The organism is Paenibacillus filicis (assembly GCF_038070315.1).
Classification (GTDB): domain Bacteria; phylum Bacillota; class Bacilli; order Paenibacillales; family NBRC-103111; genus Paenibacillus_G; species Paenibacillus_G filicis.
The window spans coordinates 78,420-97,255 of the sequence record NZ_JBBPCC010000022.1 but is presented as its reverse complement, the minus strand read 5'-3'; the positions used below and the strand labels follow the sequence as shown (position 1 = coordinate 97,255).

At 47.8% G+C, this 18,836-nt stretch carries 17 protein-coding genes and 1 pseudogene; 11 read left to right on the top strand and 7 right to left on the bottom strand.

Translation table 11 applies throughout. The features are described from left to right. Positions 1-491 precede the first annotated feature (491 nt). Entirely contained in the window at positions 492-1,835 is a 1,344-nt protein-coding gene (murD, locus tag WMW72_RS27300) for a UDP-N-acetylmuramoyl-L-alanine--D-glutamate ligase (RefSeq protein ID WP_341418752.1), read from the top strand. 133 nt (positions 1,836-1,968) lie between these two features. Beyond that, positions 1,969-2,511: an AAA family ATPase gene (locus WMW72_RS27295; protein WP_341418751.1), complete on the top strand. Its 543-nt coding sequence runs from the start codon at positions 1,969-1,971 to the stop codon at positions 2,509-2,511. Between the two features lie 297 nt (positions 2,512-2,808). On the opposite strand, the gene lepB is transcribed toward WMW72_RS27295, so the two are convergent. Further along, complete coding sequence (lepB, locus tag WMW72_RS27290) at positions 2,809-3,324, bottom strand: signal peptidase I (protein ID WP_341418750.1); 516 nt, start codon at positions 3,322-3,324, stop codon at positions 2,809-2,811. A gap of 231 nt (positions 3,325-3,555) precedes the next feature. After that, complete coding sequence (locus WMW72_RS27285; RefSeq protein WP_341418749.1) at positions 3,556-4,506, bottom strand: MBL fold metallo-hydrolase; 951 nt, start codon at positions 4,504-4,506, stop codon at positions 3,556-3,558. 318 nt (positions 4,507-4,824) lie between these two features. Between WMW72_RS27285 and WMW72_RS27280 the strand changes: the two are divergent. Further along, a pseudogene (locus WMW72_RS27280) lies at positions 4,825-5,259 on the top strand (GntR family transcriptional regulator); the annotation flags it as partial. A gap of 428 nt (positions 5,260-5,687) precedes the next feature. Further along, complete coding sequence (gap, locus tag WMW72_RS27275) at positions 5,688-6,698, top strand: type I glyceraldehyde-3-phosphate dehydrogenase (RefSeq protein WP_341418748.1); 1,011 nt, start codon at positions 5,688-5,690, stop codon at positions 6,696-6,698. Between the two features lie 106 nt (positions 6,699-6,804). Here gap and WMW72_RS27270 read toward each other — a convergent pair whose 3' ends face one another. Then, entirely contained in the window at positions 6,805-7,512 is a 708-nt protein-coding gene (locus WMW72_RS27270; RefSeq protein ID WP_341418747.1) for a DsbA family oxidoreductase, read from the bottom strand. A 177-nt stretch (positions 7,513-7,689) separates the two neighbouring features. Here WMW72_RS27270 and WMW72_RS27265 point away from each other — a divergent pair, with 177 nt between their 5' ends. Beyond that, positions 7,690-8,259 (top strand): TetR/AcrR family transcriptional regulator, encoded by a 570-nt coding sequence (locus tag WMW72_RS27265; RefSeq protein WP_341418746.1) that lies wholly within the window; start codon positions 7,690-7,692, stop codon positions 8,257-8,259. A gap of 73 nt (positions 8,260-8,332) precedes the next feature. On the opposite strand, the gene WMW72_RS27260 is transcribed toward WMW72_RS27265, so the two are convergent. Then, positions 8,333-8,944, bottom strand: coding sequence for a DJ-1/PfpI family protein (locus WMW72_RS27260; RefSeq protein ID WP_341418745.1), 612 nt, complete (start codon positions 8,942-8,944; stop codon positions 8,333-8,335). A 16-nt stretch (positions 8,945-8,960) separates the two neighbouring features. Further along, positions 8,961-10,262, bottom strand: a complete 1,302-nt coding sequence (locus WMW72_RS27255) for a hypothetical protein (RefSeq protein WP_341418744.1) — start codon at positions 10,260-10,262, stop codon at positions 8,961-8,963. Positions 10,263-10,446: 184 nt separating this feature from the next. Here WMW72_RS27255 and WMW72_RS27250 point away from each other — a divergent pair, with 184 nt between their 5' ends. After that, positions 10,447-10,671: a hypothetical protein gene (locus WMW72_RS27250; protein WP_341418743.1), complete on the top strand. Its 225-nt coding sequence runs from the start codon at positions 10,447-10,449 to the stop codon at positions 10,669-10,671. Then, entirely contained in the window at positions 10,668-11,129 is a 462-nt protein-coding gene (locus WMW72_RS27245; protein WP_341418742.1) for a GNAT family N-acetyltransferase, read from the top strand. Before WMW72_RS27250 ends, WMW72_RS27245 begins: the two co-directional genes overlap by 4 nt. Positions 11,130-11,617: 488 nt before the next feature. On the opposite strand, the gene WMW72_RS27240 is transcribed toward WMW72_RS27245, so the two are convergent. Then, positions 11,618-12,472: an NAD-dependent epimerase/dehydratase family protein gene (locus tag WMW72_RS27240; protein ID WP_341418741.1), complete on the bottom strand. Its 855-nt coding sequence runs from the start codon at positions 12,470-12,472 to the stop codon at positions 11,618-11,620. A 47-nt stretch (positions 12,473-12,519) separates the two neighbouring features. Then, a complete protein-coding gene (locus WMW72_RS27235) occupies positions 12,520-13,773 on the bottom strand; it encodes an MFS transporter (RefSeq protein ID WP_341418740.1) in 1,254 nt (417 codons plus the stop codon). Between the two features lie 133 nt (positions 13,774-13,906). Here WMW72_RS27235 and pdxR point away from each other — a divergent pair, with 133 nt between their 5' ends. From pdxR to bioB, 4 genes are all read left to right on the top strand, one after another. Further along, positions 13,907-15,310, top strand: a complete 1,404-nt coding sequence (gene pdxR, locus WMW72_RS27230; protein WP_341418739.1) for a MocR-like pyridoxine biosynthesis transcription factor PdxR — start codon at positions 13,907-13,909, stop codon at positions 15,308-15,310. 411 nt (positions 15,311-15,721) lie between these two features. After that, positions 15,722-17,083, top strand: a complete 1,362-nt coding sequence (gene bioA, locus WMW72_RS27225) for an adenosylmethionine--8-amino-7-oxononanoate transaminase (protein WP_341418738.1) — start codon at positions 15,722-15,724, stop codon at positions 17,081-17,083. After that, the gene (bioD, locus tag WMW72_RS27220) at positions 17,080-17,826 is read left to right on the top strand and encodes a dethiobiotin synthase (RefSeq protein ID WP_341418737.1); all 747 of its coding nucleotides are present in this window, start codon (positions 17,080-17,082) and stop codon (positions 17,824-17,826) included. The genes bioA and bioD overlap by 4 nt, the downstream gene beginning before the upstream one ends. A gap of 5 nt (positions 17,827-17,831) precedes the next feature. After that, positions 17,832-18,830: a biotin synthase BioB gene (bioB, locus tag WMW72_RS27215; protein WP_341418736.1), complete on the top strand. Its 999-nt coding sequence runs from the start codon at positions 17,832-17,834 to the stop codon at positions 18,828-18,830. Positions 18,831-18,836: the final 6 nt, after the last annotated feature.

Genomic DNA, 18,836 nt, shown 5'->3' with positions numbered 1-18,836 from the left:
ACCCTTTCATTCGTATTAGGTGAATGAAAAAAGGCACAGTCAAATAAACCCAAGCAACTTTGTTTAAAAAAGCTGGGTTATGTGAGCTGTACCTTACATTACCTTAAACGAATGAATTGGATGATCATGTTTAACTCTCCCTCATAGCAAAACCTTAAACACTCTAATATTAGCATGTTTCGCTTGTATGAGAAACCCTTGTATGAAACTGCCCGTTCTCTCGCTTTCGAGACACCTGATTCTTCTGATACGCTATTGAAATTGATGCTGTTATTGACTCGAAGGAGCGTTTAATCGCCTAATCTACCTTCTCTAAGGTGCTTGCCTTCCATTCGGCATGCTCTTCAGATGGGTTTTACGGTCGTAATTAGCCATTTCCAGCACTCACCTGCAGCGCTACATATTGCGTCGCATGAATGGCTGACTGGCAGGCAGGAAAGTTCCATGATGTGGTATATTGGATTTAATGACATTCTTTGGCGGAGGTGCTTATGAATCCTGCTTTTGACACGTATATTCAATCGCTGACCGGTCGGGACGTGACCATCATCGGCGCCGGCGTCAGCAACTCACCGTTGATCCGCATGCTTTGCTCTGCAGGGGCGCGGGTCACCGTTCGCGACCGCAATCCGGCCTTGCCCCGGGAGGAGTGGGACGATCTAGGCGTCGAGTTGCGCCTAGGGGAGAATTACCTGAATCGCGTTGGGGGCGATATTGTTTTCCGTACTCCGGGCATGCGCCCAGACCATCCGGCGCCGGACTCGGCCCGCGCTGCCGGCAGCCGTGTGACCAGTGAGATGGAGGAGTTCTTTGAGTTGTGTCCTTGCCCCATTTTCGGTGTGACCGGTTCGGACGGTAAGACCACCACCACGTCATTAATTGCGGACATGCTGGCAAACGGGGGGCGTACGGTGCATCTGGGAGGTAACATTGGTACGCCACTGCTGACGCGCGCGGGCGAGATGTCGCCGTTGGATGCGTGCGCGGTCGAGCTATCCAGTTTCCAGTTAATGGACATGACGCACTCTCCACATGTGGCGGTGATTACCAACCTCTCTCCTAATCACCTCGACTGGCACCGCGATATGGATGAATATACCGCCGCCAAACGCCGCCTGCTGGATTTTCAGCGTGCTGACAACCTTGCTGTCCTTAACGGAGATAATCCGGCGACCGCCACGCTACGCGGGCAGGGGCAGACCAAGTATTTCGGCGTGCACACCGTCCGTGATGGAGTGATCGACGATCTGGTACCTGTCAGTGACATTCGTTTGCCGGGGTGGTATAACGTGGAAAACGTTATGGCTGCCATGACCGCCGTGAGGGGGTCCGTGCCGGATGAGGCAATCCTGGAGACGGTAAGCAGCTTTGTCGGTGTGGAGCACCGAAACCAGTGGGTGGCAACTGTGAGAGATGTGCAGTACTACAACAACTCAATCGGCTCTAGCCCCGCCCGTACCGTCGCCACGCTGCACGCACACGCGGGCCGAGTATTGCTGATCGCTGGCGGGAGAGATAAGAAGGTACCGTTTGACGAGATGGCTAGGCTGCTGCCTGATCATGTCAAGGTGCTACTGTTGATCGGCGAAGCGGCCAGTCAAATCGAGGCTGCAGCGCGCAGAGTGCCGAGTTGCCCGCCTATTATCCATTGCGAAGGCCTGGCCGAGGCCGTAGCGCTGGCGCACAAGCTCGCCACACCGGGCGACACGGTGCTGCTGAGCCCTGCCTGCACTGCGTTTGACCAATACCGCAACTTTGAAGAGCGCGGTCGCCACTTTGTAGAGCTGGTCGAGACGCTACGTCGGTCGGAGGGAAAGGATAAACTCGGAAAATAAAGCTGTAAACTAGCTGCTGGCGTTAAGCTAACAGGCAGAAGAACGGAATAAATGATTATTAGCTAAATTCGCCCTTAAATCTGTAATCAATTCCGTTTACCATACAGGTATTAAGTAAAAGGATGATGCTCATATGTTGGTAGAAGGTCCCCGCATTATTTTAATTACCGGGATAATGGCAAGCGGAAAATCGACAGTGGCGCAGCTGCTCGCCGAACGATTCGAGAAATCGGTGCATGTACGTGGAGACATTTTCCGAAGAATGATTGTTAATAACCGCAAAGAGGTTCATCCAGACGCGAGAAGCGAGGAATTGGATCAGCTACGGCTACGATACCGTCTGGCCGCGCATTCTGCGGAGGCGTATCATCAAGCGGGATTTACAGTTGTTGTTCAAGATGTCGTCGTTGGACCAATGCTACATGATTTTATCTCTTATATCAGAAACCGCCCATTTTATGTAGTGGTGCTTTGTCCAAACTCGACGGTTGTCACATTCAGGGAGGCTGCTCGTTCAAAGAAAGGTTATGGTGTTTGGAGCGTTGAAGCATTAGATCGTGTACTACGAAATGAAACGCCTCGAATCGGATTGTGGTTAGATTCATCTGAAATGTCCCCTGAAGAAACCGTTAATGAAATTATGGCAAGATTGCAGAATGAAGCAGTAATATCATAAGTAATTGCGTTAGCGCTGGATCAGCAACATCCAGTCTAATGTAGTGTAGTGCTTAGAAAATTTTAATGAGCCCATCACCGTTATTTGGAAGCTTCTTCATTTCCAATTTACAGTGCAATGGGCTATTTATGCTCTATTTAAAGCCAGTGTAAGAAACTGTTGTTCATAAAACATCATCATCTGGAATGCAAGCAGCAACATGGAAATCCGAACCGATATCTATTCCAACATAGAAGGGATAAAAAGCTCTGAGCTAACGTTTCCCGTTTGCTTAGCGAAGCTAAGATAGTAAAAAGCTTACCTTAAATCCCTCTTATCAATTAAATGCGTTGGAATTTTTAAAACTACCTTCCCTATCAACCTTTCTTTATCCACGAAAGGGGTAGTCCACGAATGAGAGTCGAAACTTTCATTACGGTTGTCGCCTAAAAAAAAGTATTTGTTTTCGGGGACTGTAATCGGACCAAATTCATACCGAATTGGCTCGTTTAAGTAAGTTTCTGACACTTTCACACCGTTACGATTCAGTACCCCGTTCTTAATTTCAATCACATCACCAGGAATTCCTATGAGTCTTTTTACATACTTTTCATTAACTTTCTCGGGTATAGGTGGATAGAATACAACAATATCACCAAACTGATAATCATCCATCCATATTATTTTCTCAACAATTAATCGGTCATTAATTTGAATGGTTGGAAGCATCGAACCAGTCGGAACAACCATAGCTTCTGCGACAAATGTTTTAATAGTAAATGAAGCAACGATCGCAATTAGAAAGCTTATTCCCCATGTTTTAATTATTTTCATGAATTGAACTCTCCTCTCCATTTCAAATGAACTTATTATCTTTTATTAACGATTATTAAATGAAATTGGTTGCATTAAAAGGAGTCCAATCTTAATCTAAGCACTAAGAAAATACTTTATTTGCATTGAACAATTGCCCCTGGTTACAGGGTCACCGAGCTTACACCAATGAAGCGTCCTGGTTTGCCTGAAGAATTAGGCGGAAAGAACAAGCCGCTACATTGCCTGTCGCTATATGATTAAAGTCTCGCCAAGAAGCAATGTCTGTAGTCTGTGAGCTTCAAGATCGAGCCTCTCCCACTCCTGATTTAGGCGCGAAAGTGCCTCATCTGCAGTATCGTCAGCTAGCCTGAAGGCGCCATAGTGCATGGGGATGAAGACTTCCCCCTTAACATCCAAAAATGCTTGTATGGCCTCCTCAGGTGTTACATGCTGCATAGACATGAACCACTCCGGCTCGTAAGCTCCAATCGGCATCAGCACAACCTGCAGCCTTCCAAAACGCTCGCCAATCTGCTTGAAGCCGTCAAAATAGCCGCTGTCACCGGCAAAATAAATGCTGCCGCCGTTGCCCTGAGCGGAGCTTCCCTCATCTCCCCTGCCTTCAATGATCCACCCTCCCCAGTGAGAGGTGTTCGTGTCCCATAGTGTACGGCGTGTCCAGTGCTGCGCGGGCACAAAATGAAAGACTGCTCCACCGACTGCAAAGCTTCCCCACCAGGCAAGCTCTGTTACGGACATGAAGCCCTTGCGACTCATCATGCCGCCAAGTCCCTCAGGGACGAGCAGCTGCGGACGACCCGGCATGGCTCGCAAGGAGCTGATATGCAGGTGATCGTAATGGCCGTGCGACAACAGGATCACGTCGATCTCCGGCAGCTCGCTGATCGCGATGCCCGGCTCCGTTAGCCGCTTGGCAAAGCCCATACGCGAAGCCCAGACGGGATCGGTCACGATATTGAGACCTGCTGTTTGCAGCAGGAGGGTCGAATGCCCAATCCAGGTAATCGTCGTTTGTTCACGGTTCGTTCGTAACCATTCAAGCTTCTTGTCCGGGCTTTGCGACACAGTAAAGCTGAGATCCTTTACCTTTGTCCTTCGCTCCTTTTGCCACTTTCGCACATCCTGCCAAGAATTAACCTTCGCCGCGGCATTCATATTGGCATATCTTTTTCTGGCCATGCTCCGAGCCTCCCTCAAAGATGTATGGATACAAGCATCATAACACGACCATCTCCTGCAGGAAAATTCCTGAGCTAAGACCACTCGGGAACGATTCTATTTTTTAAAAGATTCACATTTTTTTGAAAGATCCATTTTGATGGTGAACTCGTCTACGACTTTGGCTCGTCAAGCGCTGGCTAAGCTCGAGCAGGATGGTATTCTGAATAAAATACGAGGGAAAGGGAATTTCATTATATCTATTCCTCAGCCGGTGATCCACGACTTTAACTCCCCTCTGCACTATGGCGCGGGGCTGAGCGCAAAGGCGTAAACTTCGATGCAGAAGTCATCGAAAGCTTCATTAGCAAGCCGATCCCGCATATTAATGTGGCGCTAGGGCTGCAGCCTGAGCAAGAGCTTGCCTACTACAAGCGGTTATTTTTGCAGAATGGCCGCCCGATCGCCATTAACCGCTCTTGGATGGCTAATGATCTGGTGCCGGACATCATATCGCAAGGACTTATTAACAATCATCTTAGCACCACACTGTCTTCGCGTTATAACTTACGGCCTGTACGCATTGAGAACATCCTGGAGGCCTCACGTCCTACAGTTCACGACGTACAATTGCTGGGCGTCATTTATGACACTCCGATTATAGGCGTGTCGAGCATCTCTTACTTATCCGAGAGCCAGCCTCTGGAGTATTCCATAACGTCATGGGTAGGCGGCCGGGTTAAGTTTCACTTTGATATGGATATTTCGCCATGACTACTGACCGACAGTGGGCATACACTCTATCTTGTAAAAACCAGTATAGGTAACAACGTAAAGAACAGGGCTAACCTTATGGTTAGCCCTGTATTATTATGAACGATGATAATCCATGATCATGCTGCTGCCTTACATCTTAAACCTCCGCCAATAAATGATGGATCTAATCTAATCGTATATCAAATTTTACGACGGAAGTCTTGTCAATCAATTAAATCATGATATAATAAAGATACCGATCGGTATCTTTATGTAATCCATTAAACCCTTTCTAAGAGAGCTTTTTTCCCGTAACCGCCCAGTACTTACCTTTAATTTGGTTGGACATACTAATGATGAAAGAATAAATGCGCGATCCCATTCCTTAGATTTCATGCCAGGCATTCGTCTGCTTGGAATAAATAAGATTGCAGGAGGACTACTCCATGAGTGTAAAAGTAGGCATTAACGGCTTTGGACGGATTGGAAGACTTGCTTTTCGTCGAATTCAAGAGATCACAGGCGTCGAGGTTGTGGCAATTAACGACCTTACTCAAGCGAAAATGTTGGCTCATCTGCTCAAGTATGATACTACCCAAGGCACTTTTCAGGCCAACATCGAAGTTCATGACGGAGCCTTCACAGTTAACGGTAAAGAAGTTAAGGTGCTCGCTACCCGTAACCCTGATGAAATCCCGTGGGGCGAGCTTGGCGTAGACATTGTGCTCGAATGTACAGGCTTCTTCACCACCAAAGAAAAGGCCGAGCTTCACCTCAAGGGCGGAGCCAAGAAAGTCGTTATTTCCGCCCCGGCAACAGCCGACATGAAAACAATCGTATACAACGTAAATCATGAAACGCTGGATGGAACGGAAACTGTCATTTCAGGCGCTTCCTGCACAACGAACTGTCTGGCTCCCATGGCTAAAGCTCTGCATGACAAGTTTGGTATTCAATCCGGCTTGATGACGACTATTCACGCCTTTACTGGCAACCAGAACACACTTGACGCTCCGTCTCCAAATGGAGACTTCCGAGCAGCACGCGCTGCTTCAGAGAATATTGTTCCCTATTCCACAGGTGCTGCAAAAGCCATTGGCCTCGTTCTTCCCGAATTGAAGGGCAAGCTTGATGGTGCCTCTCAACGTGTACCTGTAGCAACAGGCTCCATAACGGAGCTCGTAGCTGTATTGAACACCAAAGTAACAATTGAGGAAGTTAACGCCGCTATGAAAGAAGCGTCCGATCCAGAAACTTATGGATACACGGAAGACGAGATTGTATCCTCCGATATTAAGGGTATGACATTCGGGTCACTTTTTGATGCCACTCAAACCAAAGTTCTGACGGTTGGGGACCAGCAACTGGTGAAAGCCGTAGCCTGGTACGATAATGAAATGTCTTACACGGCTCAATTGGTTAGAACATTGGAATACTTCGCAAAAATCGCCAAGTAATTCGATGCTCTTGTACTCAAAAGCGGGTGTTATCCTCCATTGAGGACAGCACCCGCTTTTATTTCCTGACGAACTCCTCAACAGGTGCAGATTTTACTATTCCCCTCTACACCTTACATACCCCGTCCGCGCAGTTATCCTCACCTTTTGCTTTGCCTTCCTCTTCCATTTTCTGCCATTCCTTTTCTTCATCCCAGATCGAGTTCAGAGCATTCAAAAAAACTTCCTCAGACTGAGCGCCTGAAATGGCGTATTTGTTATTAAACATGAAGAATGGTACTCCTGTAATATTCAACTTTTTAGCCTCGGCGATGTCTGCTTTGACCGAATCCTTATAAGCATCGGATTCAAGCATTTCCGCTACGTCCCGTTCATTAAGCCCTGCCTCGCCGCCCAAGGAAACAAGCACGTTGTGATCGGCGATATTCATAGATTGCGAAAGGCAAGCGCGAATAAGGCGTTCTGTTAGTTCAGCTCCCTTGCCCGCTTTGGCTGCAAAATGAACCAAACGATGACCATCAAACGTATTCGCAATAGTAACTTGATCATAACTGACATCAAGTCCTGCTTCTTTTTTAATCATTGCTGCTACTTGTGCTTGCTTGGCTTTCAATTGCTCGACAGTCATTCCCTTTTCCCGGGCCAGCTGCTGGGTGCTCACCGTTCTGTTTTCTGCATGAGGATCCAGCTGGAAACTGCGATATACAACTTCTACTTGATTCCCCATCGCAAACTTACCAAGTGCATGCTCAAGCCTTCTTTTCCCTATCACACAAAAGGGACATCCAAAATCCGACCAAACATCTATTCTCATCGTCAATTCCCTCCAAAGATTTAATGATCATTCAATTATTGATTCGTCGAATCATACTTCCGATGATATAACCCAAGTTATATATTGTCAATATTTAAGTTTTATTTTTCATTACCAAGGTAAAGTTGTTTTTGACTATCAGGTGAACTATAATGACTGGAAAGGAGTGTACTATCAATGGGCAATAAACCTTCGATCAAAGAAGCGCTTCTAACGGCTGCAATCGACCTATTTATTAAGCATGGATTCGATCAGGTCACGATCAATCAGATCTGTAAAGAAGTGGATGTGACAAAAACAGCGTTTTATTATTATTACAAGTCCAAAGATGAACTGATCATTGATTTCTTTTTATCGGACAATCCGATTTCCAATGAAGATCTTATGTCCATTTTCTCAGCCCAGGATTACGCCAATCAGGTCTTGAAGCTGATGGAAATTCATATCAAGCATATTGTTCGTGCCGGGTACCAATTGACGAAGGAATTTTATAGGGTCACGCTCCGAAATGAGATGTTGGCGCCGGCTCCTGAGCAATCGGTGGTAGGAAATATCATTATCACGCTCATTCAACGTGCTCAAGAAGCAGGACAAATTAAAAATATGGCTCCAGCAAAAGATATACACCGTACACTTTGTTATATCTCTAATGGTGTAAGTCTTTTTTGGTCCATGTCTAACGGAGATTTCGATGTTATGGAAGAAAGCAGAAACCGATTTAAAAATCTGCTTATGTTAGACTCCTAGAGGCTTACTCAAACGCCAAGAAGCTAAGCAAGACGGCAGCTTAGCTCCTTGGTTTTCCGAATCTGACTATGAGTTAGAGAGACTCTTGAAAGTCAATATCAAATTCCATAAAGCGTGCGGTTTCCTCCGCTGCCTTTGTCCCCAATAGTCGGCGAACCATATGAAAGGCCATATGTATGCCTGCGGATATACCGGCAGAGGTGACAATCCGACCCTCATCCATAAATTTCACATGTTCGACAACCGTTATTGAGGGATACTCATTCCTCAATCTCTCTATACTCGCCCAATGTGTAGTCGCGCGTTTATCGTTCAATAGGCCGTTCTTAGCAAGCAGAAACGCTCCCGTACACACAGAAGTCATCCACTTCACCTCTTGATTGCGCTTGCTAATCCAATCCAGCAAGATTGGATTGTTAATCTCGCGTCTCGTCCCCATACCGCCAGGTACAACTAGCAGATCAAAGTACGGGGCATTATCCAGACTATAATCGGGTGTAATCTTCAAGCCATTGGTTGCCGTAATCAGCTTTCCAGTTTCTGAAATCGTCGACACCTCAAAAGGCTTATATGCCTCTGCTTTTCCACGATTGATCGTTGTCACTGCAAATACTTCAAACGGTCCAGCAAAGTCAAGCACCTCCACCCCGTCGAATAAAAGGATTCCTACTTTCCAAATTTGCATATCCTCTCTCCTCTACTTAATTAAGTTCATTAGACTGATGAACGTTTTCCGTTGGGATATCCTCCACCTTCTCATAGGTATGCTTCTTCTGCCCCCTATCGATGGCGATCACCTGCATGGTCCACGAACCGCTTTTGGTCATATATCTTCCATTGGCCTCGTACGTATACTTGTCAAACCCTTCGTAACCATAAGGATCTGGACCGCCCTCCTTGTAAATCAAAGGCACTTCCGCCGCTTCTTCCCCATGATGAAGGGTGACCTCAGCCGCAATGGGTTTGCCCATGCCGGCTGGCAGCCAAATGTCCAAACGGACCTGCTGTCTTCCAGCATTCTGCTCCCGAATCCGTAGCGACATATGTGCTTCTTCCCCCATCACATGCCAATAAATGGTCTCCTTTAGCGTAGCTCCACCAGGAATCGGCGGTGAAGTCAAGGCAGAGATCAGCAGCACAGGTACAGTCAAACCTAATGAAACACGAAGCCTTTGTTTGTAACGATAGCGCAAGCGCAGCTCGTCATCCCCCGCTTGCCTCCAACGCCCATAACCACCTTTGGCAATCCACACAATAACAAGAATTAGCAGCAGCTTGCACATAAGCCAAATACTTTCCGACCCGCTCTTCCATTCCTCCCCAGTGCTTGAGCCTAGCAACAAAATCAGCAGACTTGAAAGCAAAATACCGCAACAAGCGGTAGCAGCCCCTATTCGAAATCGCTCAAGCAGCAATTTGAATTGCGATGCTGGCAGCTCAGGCTTCAATGCCAAAGCCGTATAGATCGAAATCCCTCCGCCAGCCCAGATTGCGCCCGACACTGTATGGATACTGGCGGCTAATACGGCAATCATGCCTGGGATCGATAGGATAGATCCGACATCCTCTATATGTAAGAGTGGAACCATGACTAACGCGCACAGCCCTTTAACGATCGTTGAACTTTTGGCATAGGGAATCGCCCCCCAAGCTGCAAGCAGCCACATGATAGCGATTACCGCTTTCACAACGGTAAGGGAATTGTTGGAGCCTGCCAATATGATGACATACAGCATCACGACGGCCGTAATCCGCTCCATCCGTTCTATTGCAGGCCATACCCCCCACCCGCCAGCGGTGGGCAAAAGTGCGGTACGGAACATGTAAACGCCTATAAGCAACATGACCGCGCTTGTTTCCGCTAAGCTCTTCCATTTGCCGAGCAGATCCTCCCATTCTCCACTTGCTCCCGCGTTTATATGCTCATGTCCGGAGGCCAGCACCTCCCATCCCGGAGCAGACAAGACATACAGGCAGGCTGCTAAGAGCATAGCTACAGCCATACCCCTAATAGAAACATACATGTTTGTACGCCCTTTCCCACTGTCATTCTTCCTATTTTCACTTAGTTCTTCATTTTTTAAAATAGCTATTTGGGGCTATGAAATTCCTTTCGTCTCTGTTTCATTCGAGTTCATAACAGAACAATGATTGTTATAAGTTGTTTATGTTCAGCGGCAGTAACGTATGATACATTTAGATTATCAAAATTTACCAAATGCAATTATTAGTCGTGAAAATATAAGCAAATGGCTTACTTTTCCGGAGAAAACTAATCAAGTTGAGAATTCCCTAATGTTTATAGAAAAATCTTTGAGGAGATTATCTGAAAATAATGGATACTGGGCTGGCATTTGGCATAAAGGAAGAATGGAAATAAATAGCAATATATTTTGCGGAGGATTTATATGATTATTAGAAGATACAAAACACCTGATCATGACTCTGTATGGGAACTCCATAATATCGGATTAAATCAGACAGGGACTAATTTAGGCAATGGAAATTGGGATGATGATTTACACAATATAGAACATGCTTACTTGCATAACGCTGGAGAATTTTTGGTAGGACTTGTTGATGACAAATTAATTGCAATGGGAGCGTTTAGGAAAACATCTGATATATCCGCAGAGGTAAAACGAATGAGGGTACATCCAGATTATCAAGGAAAGGGCTACGGGCAAAAAATTTATGAAAGTCTTGAAACCAAAGCAAATGAGTTAGGATATAAAAAACTCCATTTGGACACGACAGCCAAACAACTGCCTGCCCAAAAACTTTACGAGAAATTCGGTTTTAAGGAAGTTTATAGAAAAACAATCAAAGGTTTGGAACTTATTTTTTATGAGAAAATGCTTAGAAGCTAAGAACTGTTTAATATGTAGGCAAGAGCTAATAATCAAGGAAGAAACAAGTTTGAAAAACGAGCCAAGAAACAAGGCTTCAACGAGTGCTAGCCAGCGATCGCGTAAGCCACAGAATAATCCGGGCCACTGCGCTTGATCATGCAGGGACCCTTTACAAACTGCTCCGTCGTAACCTCTTTCCATCTCCGTTCTCCTCTCAGCTGCCATGCGACCGATCAACCGGGGGCCCTGTCCGTTAGCCATTAGCTAGACTTTTCACAACCTAGTTATCGCCCATGCCGGGCGCACATTAAAAACAGGCTCCTGACAGGAAACGAATTCCTGGCAGGAGCCTGTTAATTACAGCCCTGATTACGCAGATTGAACCCGGCCTGCTCGATTTAATTAATTTCAAACCTGCCTCTGTTGTCCTCCCGCCATTCCATAGTATAAAGCGTTCCCTGCAACATGCTTCGCTCCAGGGCTACCTCACTGTTTACCGTAAAGATTTAGCTTAAAGCTTGCGCAAACCCCAATCTCCAAGTCGGGAATACCGGCTCCCAGCCGTACTCCTTCCTTGCCTTAGCATTCGATGCACCACGTTCCCAGCCACTACTTCCCAGTTGAATTTCGGGCACAGGAGCTTGCAACGCATCGGCATAGACGGGCACCCATTCCGTACCCGGGGCAGGCTCATCGTCTACGATGTTCAGCGTACCGGTCGGCCAATTTAATGCGAGTAAGGCTGCATTCGCCGCATCCTCAACATGTAAGAAAGAAGTGATCCCATCCGTTGCCGGGAGCTCGCGTTTCCGTATCTTGTCCGCCATAGCTCCCTTACGGTCATACCAGGTATCTGGTCCGTACAGCGTGCCGTACCGGAGAATGACGTGATTCGGAATCTCTGCAACCGCCCCTTCCAATGCGACGATGCCATCAATTGTTGTTTTGCGTGGCGAGGAAGATTGGATATCCAAGGGAACCTCTTCCGTAGCGGGGTGATCGCCCGGTTCGTAAGCCCAGGCGATACTCTGAGCGATCATTTTATGAACGCCTGCCTTCTGAGCGGCATCCACCAAATTCCGGGTCCCCTCCATCCTGATCCTAGCATTATCAGCCGAACTCCAATTGCTGAGCGAGGTAAGCTGATGAATGACTACATCCGGCCTTACCTCCCCAACTGCCGCTAGTATCCCCTCTCGATCAAATGCATCTGCAACGATAGCCTTTGCTCCTAATGCTTGAATAACCTGCTTCTGCTCAGGGCTATGAGTCATTCCTATGACTTCGTGACCTTCCCTCACTAGCTTTGGAAGCAGAGAACGGCCAATCACCCCGGTTGAACCGGCTACGAATATTTTCATATCGATACCTCCGAATTTGTTCTGATCTAATTGCGATTTTCACCATCTTACGAAGCCGATTCTTCTCTTCGCGGAACTATGAATAATTGTATCACGACCAGCATCAAGGAAACCAAGATCATGCCTAGTATCCCCAGCCTGAATTGCCCCATTCCGTCGTAAACCCAACCCATCAGGATCGGTCCCGCCGCGCCCATCAAATATCCTACAGATTGCATCATCGCTGCCCAAGAGGCCGCTTCCTCAGGACTTGACGCGGCTTCGATAGGAAGCAAGCTGCTGAGAGCAAATAGTACCCCTGAACCGAATCCGCACAGAAGAACCGCGAGCCAAGAAAGCATGGAAGAGAAAAGAAAGATAAGCCCGATTGCCTGCATAGATGACGCAGCAATTAACCATGTCAGTCTCGAAGGAAACCGTCTCAGCAGCATTTGCAGCATGAGCCCGCTTGGAATTTGAATCACGGCAAACACCGTCAGCATCAACCCTGCATGCAGGGCCGAATCCCCTGCATTGATCAGCATAAGCGGCAGCCAGCCAATCAGGCAATAAATAACCATAGCCAGGAGCCCAAAATGGACAGCCAGCAACCACGCCTTCTTATTTTTCCAAGGCAATTTCGACGTTCTGGACAGGGCCGCTGCTGCAGTCGGGGCGTAGGTCTGACGCCGTAATACTCCTAACCAAAACGGTACGGCCGCTATGGCAAGTATGGCCCAAAGCGAAAGTGCCGTTTGCCACGAATGCAGCTGCATTTGAAAGGGAGCCGACAAGCTGGAACCCAGAGCGGCACCGAGCGATAAAGCCATGGAATACAAGGCGATCATCGCCTGTATGCTACGGGACAAATGCTTTTTAATAAAGCCTGACAGCAAAGGTCCCATTATTGCGATTCCAATACCTGCTAATAAAGTGCTTAAAAACAACAGCACTTCGGTATGAACGAGGATACGCAATAGGGTGCTTCCACCGAGCAGAACTAGCGACCAGACAATAACCTTTTCATTTCCCAGACGATTACCGAATCGAACGGACAGTGGTGAGAGAAGCCCCATGCAGAGGACGGGTATCGAGACCAGTAAACTGGCAGCAACACCGTTCATGCCGAGATCGCGTCGAATGCTTTCCAGTACGGGAGCGATCGATGTAACCGCCGGACGCAAATTAAGCGAAACCATAAAGAGGGCTACGATGGCCAGCCAGCTCTCTGCCTTATTATCTGTGCTTAGGGCCCGTTCGTTTGCTGCGTCGGCTTGATCTGGCCTCGAAGCTACCCGGGGAATATATTCTAGTTCACTCATCCGCTTTCATCTTCTTTCTGTTGTGCTGTCATGTTGGCAAGCTTCATATTAGCATGTTAAATTGGTATGAATAAGTACCACTTGACTACCAAAAATGCTATACCAATTCGAGCATAGGAAAGGAGCAACATGTATGACGAATTCGTTCGAGCCTTTTACAGCCGATACGAAAACCAAACAAATCTATGCGCTGCTCCGGGAACGTATTTTTCAAGGCAGGTATGAAGCGGGAAGAAGTCTCCCGTCAACGAGGGATCTTGCTAGCGAATTAGGGGTGTCGCGAGCCCTTATCGTCGAAGTGTATGAACAGCTAATAGCTGAGGGTTATTTGGAAGGCCGTCAAGGATCCGGTACCTATGTGTTGGATTTAGGAGGAAGCAAGCCAGTTCAAGCGGGGTTCATGGATTCAGACGCTTCAGTTGGAAAGACTTCTCCGGAATTTGCTGCTCGTTTCAGCGGCATTGATTTTCGTCCGAGCTTTCCCGCACTCGAGCATATTCCGCACAAAAAGTGGAAAGAAATGATGCTGAACGTATACGATAGTACCCACACGTCGGCGTTCGGCTATGATGAAGATCCCGCAGGCAATTGGCTGCTTCGCGCCAACATTTGCCGATATCTGCTGCACGTCAAAGGCATACAATGTTCACCTGCGCAGGTTATCGTGACAGCCGGAGCTACCCAAGCCATCACTTTATTATGCAAGCTTTTATTGAAGCCTGGGGACACCGTAGCGATTGAGGATCCTACCGCTACCTTCATCCATGCCATTTTTGCATCGACAACTGCCGACATTGTCCCGGTTTCCGTCGATGGTCACGGCTTATGCGTCAACAACTTGCCAACTCATGTACAGCCTAAGTGCGTTTTTGTTACTCCTTCGCATCAATTCCCATTAGGTAGCATCCTGTCCATCGGCAGGCGCATTCAACTCCTGGACTATGCCCGGCAAACCGGATGCTTTATCATCGAAGACGATTACGACAGTGAATTCCGTTATGCCGGAATGCCGGTGCGTGCACTAAGAGAGCTCGACTCCGAGCGAGTGGTCTATGTCGGGACCTTCAGCAAAAATTTGTATCCCTCCCTACGACTCGGTTATATGGTCGTTCCGCAGGAAATACTGGAATCTCTGCTACACTTAAAGCGATTGACGGATATGCAGTGCCCGACCTTGTCCCAAATCACTTTGGCGCGATTTATAGCCGACGGACATCTGGAACGTCACATCGCTCGTATGAAGCGCATTTATGGGAAAAGACGAACTCGGCTCATCGCCGCTTTAACGGAATCGTTCGGCAGCAGAGTGAGTATTTCGGGTGACGCCGCAGGCTTGCATCTGATTGCCAAATTGTCCGGACGCAAGTTCGATGCCTTCACAGCCGCGCAGCTTGAAGAACGAAATATTATAATTTATCCCGCCGAGAGGTATACCATTGCTAAAGGAAAGTATGAGGAGAGTCTTATTATGGGGTTCGGCAATGTAACGGAAGCGCAAATTGCGGAAGGAGTTAAGACGATCGCAGAGCTTTTATGACTATTCAGATAAATTTACACATTAAAGAAATTTATTGTTAATTATAGAGCCTTTTCTTTGCCGAGAAGTCTCCGTCTGTTTTTTTCATGGCCGAAAACACACCCGTGTCGGTGGCTCACCCGGCCTCTGAAACCGTCATTTGAGCGACGGGAAGATTTTCAGCCTCATACGTTGTCAACAGCTCAGGGCCCGCCAATCTCGATATAACTCCAGTATTAGACTGAAAAATATTTTATCTGATGTGCCCTTCTGCGATCCATGCAGAAGGGTTTTTGATGTCAATCTTCAATCTTACACTTTGAATTCTCTTTACAGAGACGTCCAAGTCTGCTAGAATGACCAAATCCGATTGTTAACCTAAAATATTAGTATTTGGTTAACAATAAAATAATTAACGGATGGTGATCATTTATGATAACGGATTACGAACGGCTTGCTGCCATGAATAAGGATCACTTATGGCATCCTTTTACTCAAATGAAAGATTACAATAACTCGGGTCCACTTATTATTGAACGCGGCGAAGGCATCATGCTGTATGACGTCCAAGGACGCGCTTATTATGATGGTTTCTCATCCGTTTGGCTCAACGTACATGGACACAACGTGCCGGAGCTAAATCAGGCCATCACGGAGCAATTAGGGCGAGTCGCCCATTCCACCCTTCTCGGAATGGCCAATGTACCCGCCATCGAGCTTGCAGAAAAGCTGGTGGGGATCACTCCGGCAGGACTAAACAAAGTGTTTTACTCCGATTCAGGAGCCACTGGTGTCGAGATCGCGATCAAAATGGCGTTTCAATACTGGCATAACAAGGGAATACGGGGTAAAACGAAGTTTATCACGATGAATCAAGCGTACCATGGAGATACAGTTGGAGCGGTGAGTGTTGGTGCGATACCTCTGTACCATGACGTGTTTCGCCCCATGCTATTTCCTTCGCACGTCATTCCATATCCCTACTCTTATCGTCATGAAGGCGGTGAGACGAAGGCAATGGAAGATACACTAACCGCATTACGCCATTTGCTCGAAACTCGGGCGGATGAAATTGCGGCTCTCATCGTAGAGCCGATCGTGCAAGGGGCTAGCGGCATCATCGTCATGCCGCCAGGCTGTTTAAGCCAGATGGCTAAGCTGTGCCGCCAGTATGGCGTCCTGCTCATCGCTGACGAGGTCGCGACCGGTTTCGGTCGAACGGGGGCTATGTTCGCTTGTGATCTCGAAGACGTTTCACCTGATTTGATGGTGATCGGGAAAGGGTTGACCGGCGGCTATTTGCCGGTGGCAGCGACGCTTGCGACGGACGAGGTGTACGATGCGTTTTATGCCGATTACCAAGAGCAGAAAACATTTTTCCATGGTCATTCCTACACAGGGAACCCACTCGGCTGTGCCGTTGCTTTGGCTAGCTTGAAACTGTTTGAAGAGCGCAACCTGGCCCACGGAGTAAGAGCAAAGGCATCATTTGTTGAGCAGAAGCTCGCAGCGCTTAAAGATCGCCCGCATGTGGGTGAAATCAGGCAAAAAGGATTGATGATCGGAATCGAGCTCGTACGCGATAAGACATCACGTGAGACGTACGATTGGGCAGAACGAATTGGCGTTCGCACGAGCTTGCGGGCCAGAGAACTCGGCATGCTAACGAGACCGCTCGGCAATGTGATCGTCTTCATCCCTCCGCTTGTTAGTACTGAAGCGGAACTTGATGCCATGACCGATATTTTGGAGCAATCCATCCTTCACGTCACGGAAGGCGGCCCGGTTGCATGAACAAAGTGAACATGGAAACGATACGCGGATTATTCGTGACAGGTACGGACACCGGCGTCGGGAAGACTATTGTCACGGCAGCCATTACCGCTATGCTCCGAGCTGAAGGGTTGAATGCCGGTGTTTGGAAGCCGGTTCAGTCCGGTGCACCTCTTGGAAGTGGACTTACCGATGCTGAACGGCTGCTGAAAAGCACGGGAATCCATGAACGGCCCGAGGCAGTCGCACCCTTTACATTTGAAGCTCCACTTACGCCCATGCTCGCCGCCAAGCAAGCTGGGGTAACTCTTACGCTAAAGAAGATTATAGCCGCAGGTGTACCGCTCACTAAACGTTACGAGGCGCTACTCATCGAAGGCGTTGGCGGCGTCGCTGTCCCGCTGACTGATGACACCCTCATGGTGGACTTCATCTCAGAGCTTCGGTTACCTGCATTAATTGTAGCCCGTTCTAGCCTAGGAACCATTAATCACACACTTCTGACGGCTTCATTCCTTCGGGATCGTGAAGTCCCCATTGTGGGCGCCATCTTGAATGATGGTGAGTCCATGGAATCCCATGATGATCCCAGCGTTGCTACGAATGCACAACTCATTGAACAATACAGCGGCCTTAAGGTGCTCGGTCGGTTTCCCCGGTTACACGCCGAAGCAACTTCAGAGACGCTGATACATACCGTACGAAAAACCATACAATTCGCGCCTATCAGAGAGGCATTTGCAGTTCAAACTATAGGAGGATGATGGAGATGAATCCAATTGCAGCGGAGATGGATTGGCTATCGCTTGCCCAAAAAGCATTGAATGGACAATGTTTAACGCTCGCGGAAGGGCTGGCTGTGCTCGACGCCGACAATGATGAAGTACTACCGCTCATGCAAGCTGCGTTTACGGTGAGAAAACATTTTTACGGTAAAAAAGTGAAGCTGAACATGATCATCAACGCCAAAAGCGGCCTTTGCCCCGAGGACTGCGGCTACTGCTCGCAATCGATTGTTTCGACGGCCCCTGTAAAAAAATACACCCTGCTTGATAAAGACACGTTGCTTTCAGGAGCACGTGAAGCGATGGCACGCCAAGCTGGAACCTATTGCATTGTAGCGGCCGGGAAAGGCCCGACAGACAAGGAGCTGGATCAAGTGGTGGACGCGGTTAGAGAAATCCGTCAAACCATGCCACTGAAAATTTGCGCATGTTTGGGTATTCTCAAGGACGATCAAGCCGAACGTCTTGCTGAAGCCGGCGTACATCGATACAACCATAATTTAAACACTAGTAAGGCCAACTACCCCTCCATCACGACGACCCATACCTATGATCAACGTGTTGAAACCGTGGAGAAGGTCAAGCTACACGGCATGTCCCCTTGCTCGGGTGTCATTATCGGCATGGGTGAGACCCATCAAGAAATTGTGGAAATGGCCTATGCGCTCCGCGAACTAGACGCGGATTCGATTCCGATCAATTTCCTGAACGCGATACCTGGAACACCTCTGGAGCATGCAGGCCGCACGCCGGCAATGAAAGCGTTGAAGGTATTAGCTCTATTTCGTTTCATTTGTCCTTCCAAAGAAATCCGCGTGGCAGGCGGTCGAGAGGTCAACCTCCGTACGCTGCAGCCTTTATCTCTGTTCGCCGCAAATTCACTCTTTGTAGGTGATTATTTAACGACGGCAGGCCAAGACGTTACGGCTGATCATCAAATGATTGAGGATTTGGGCTTTGAGATTGAAATTAATGCCCTTTAAGGCGGT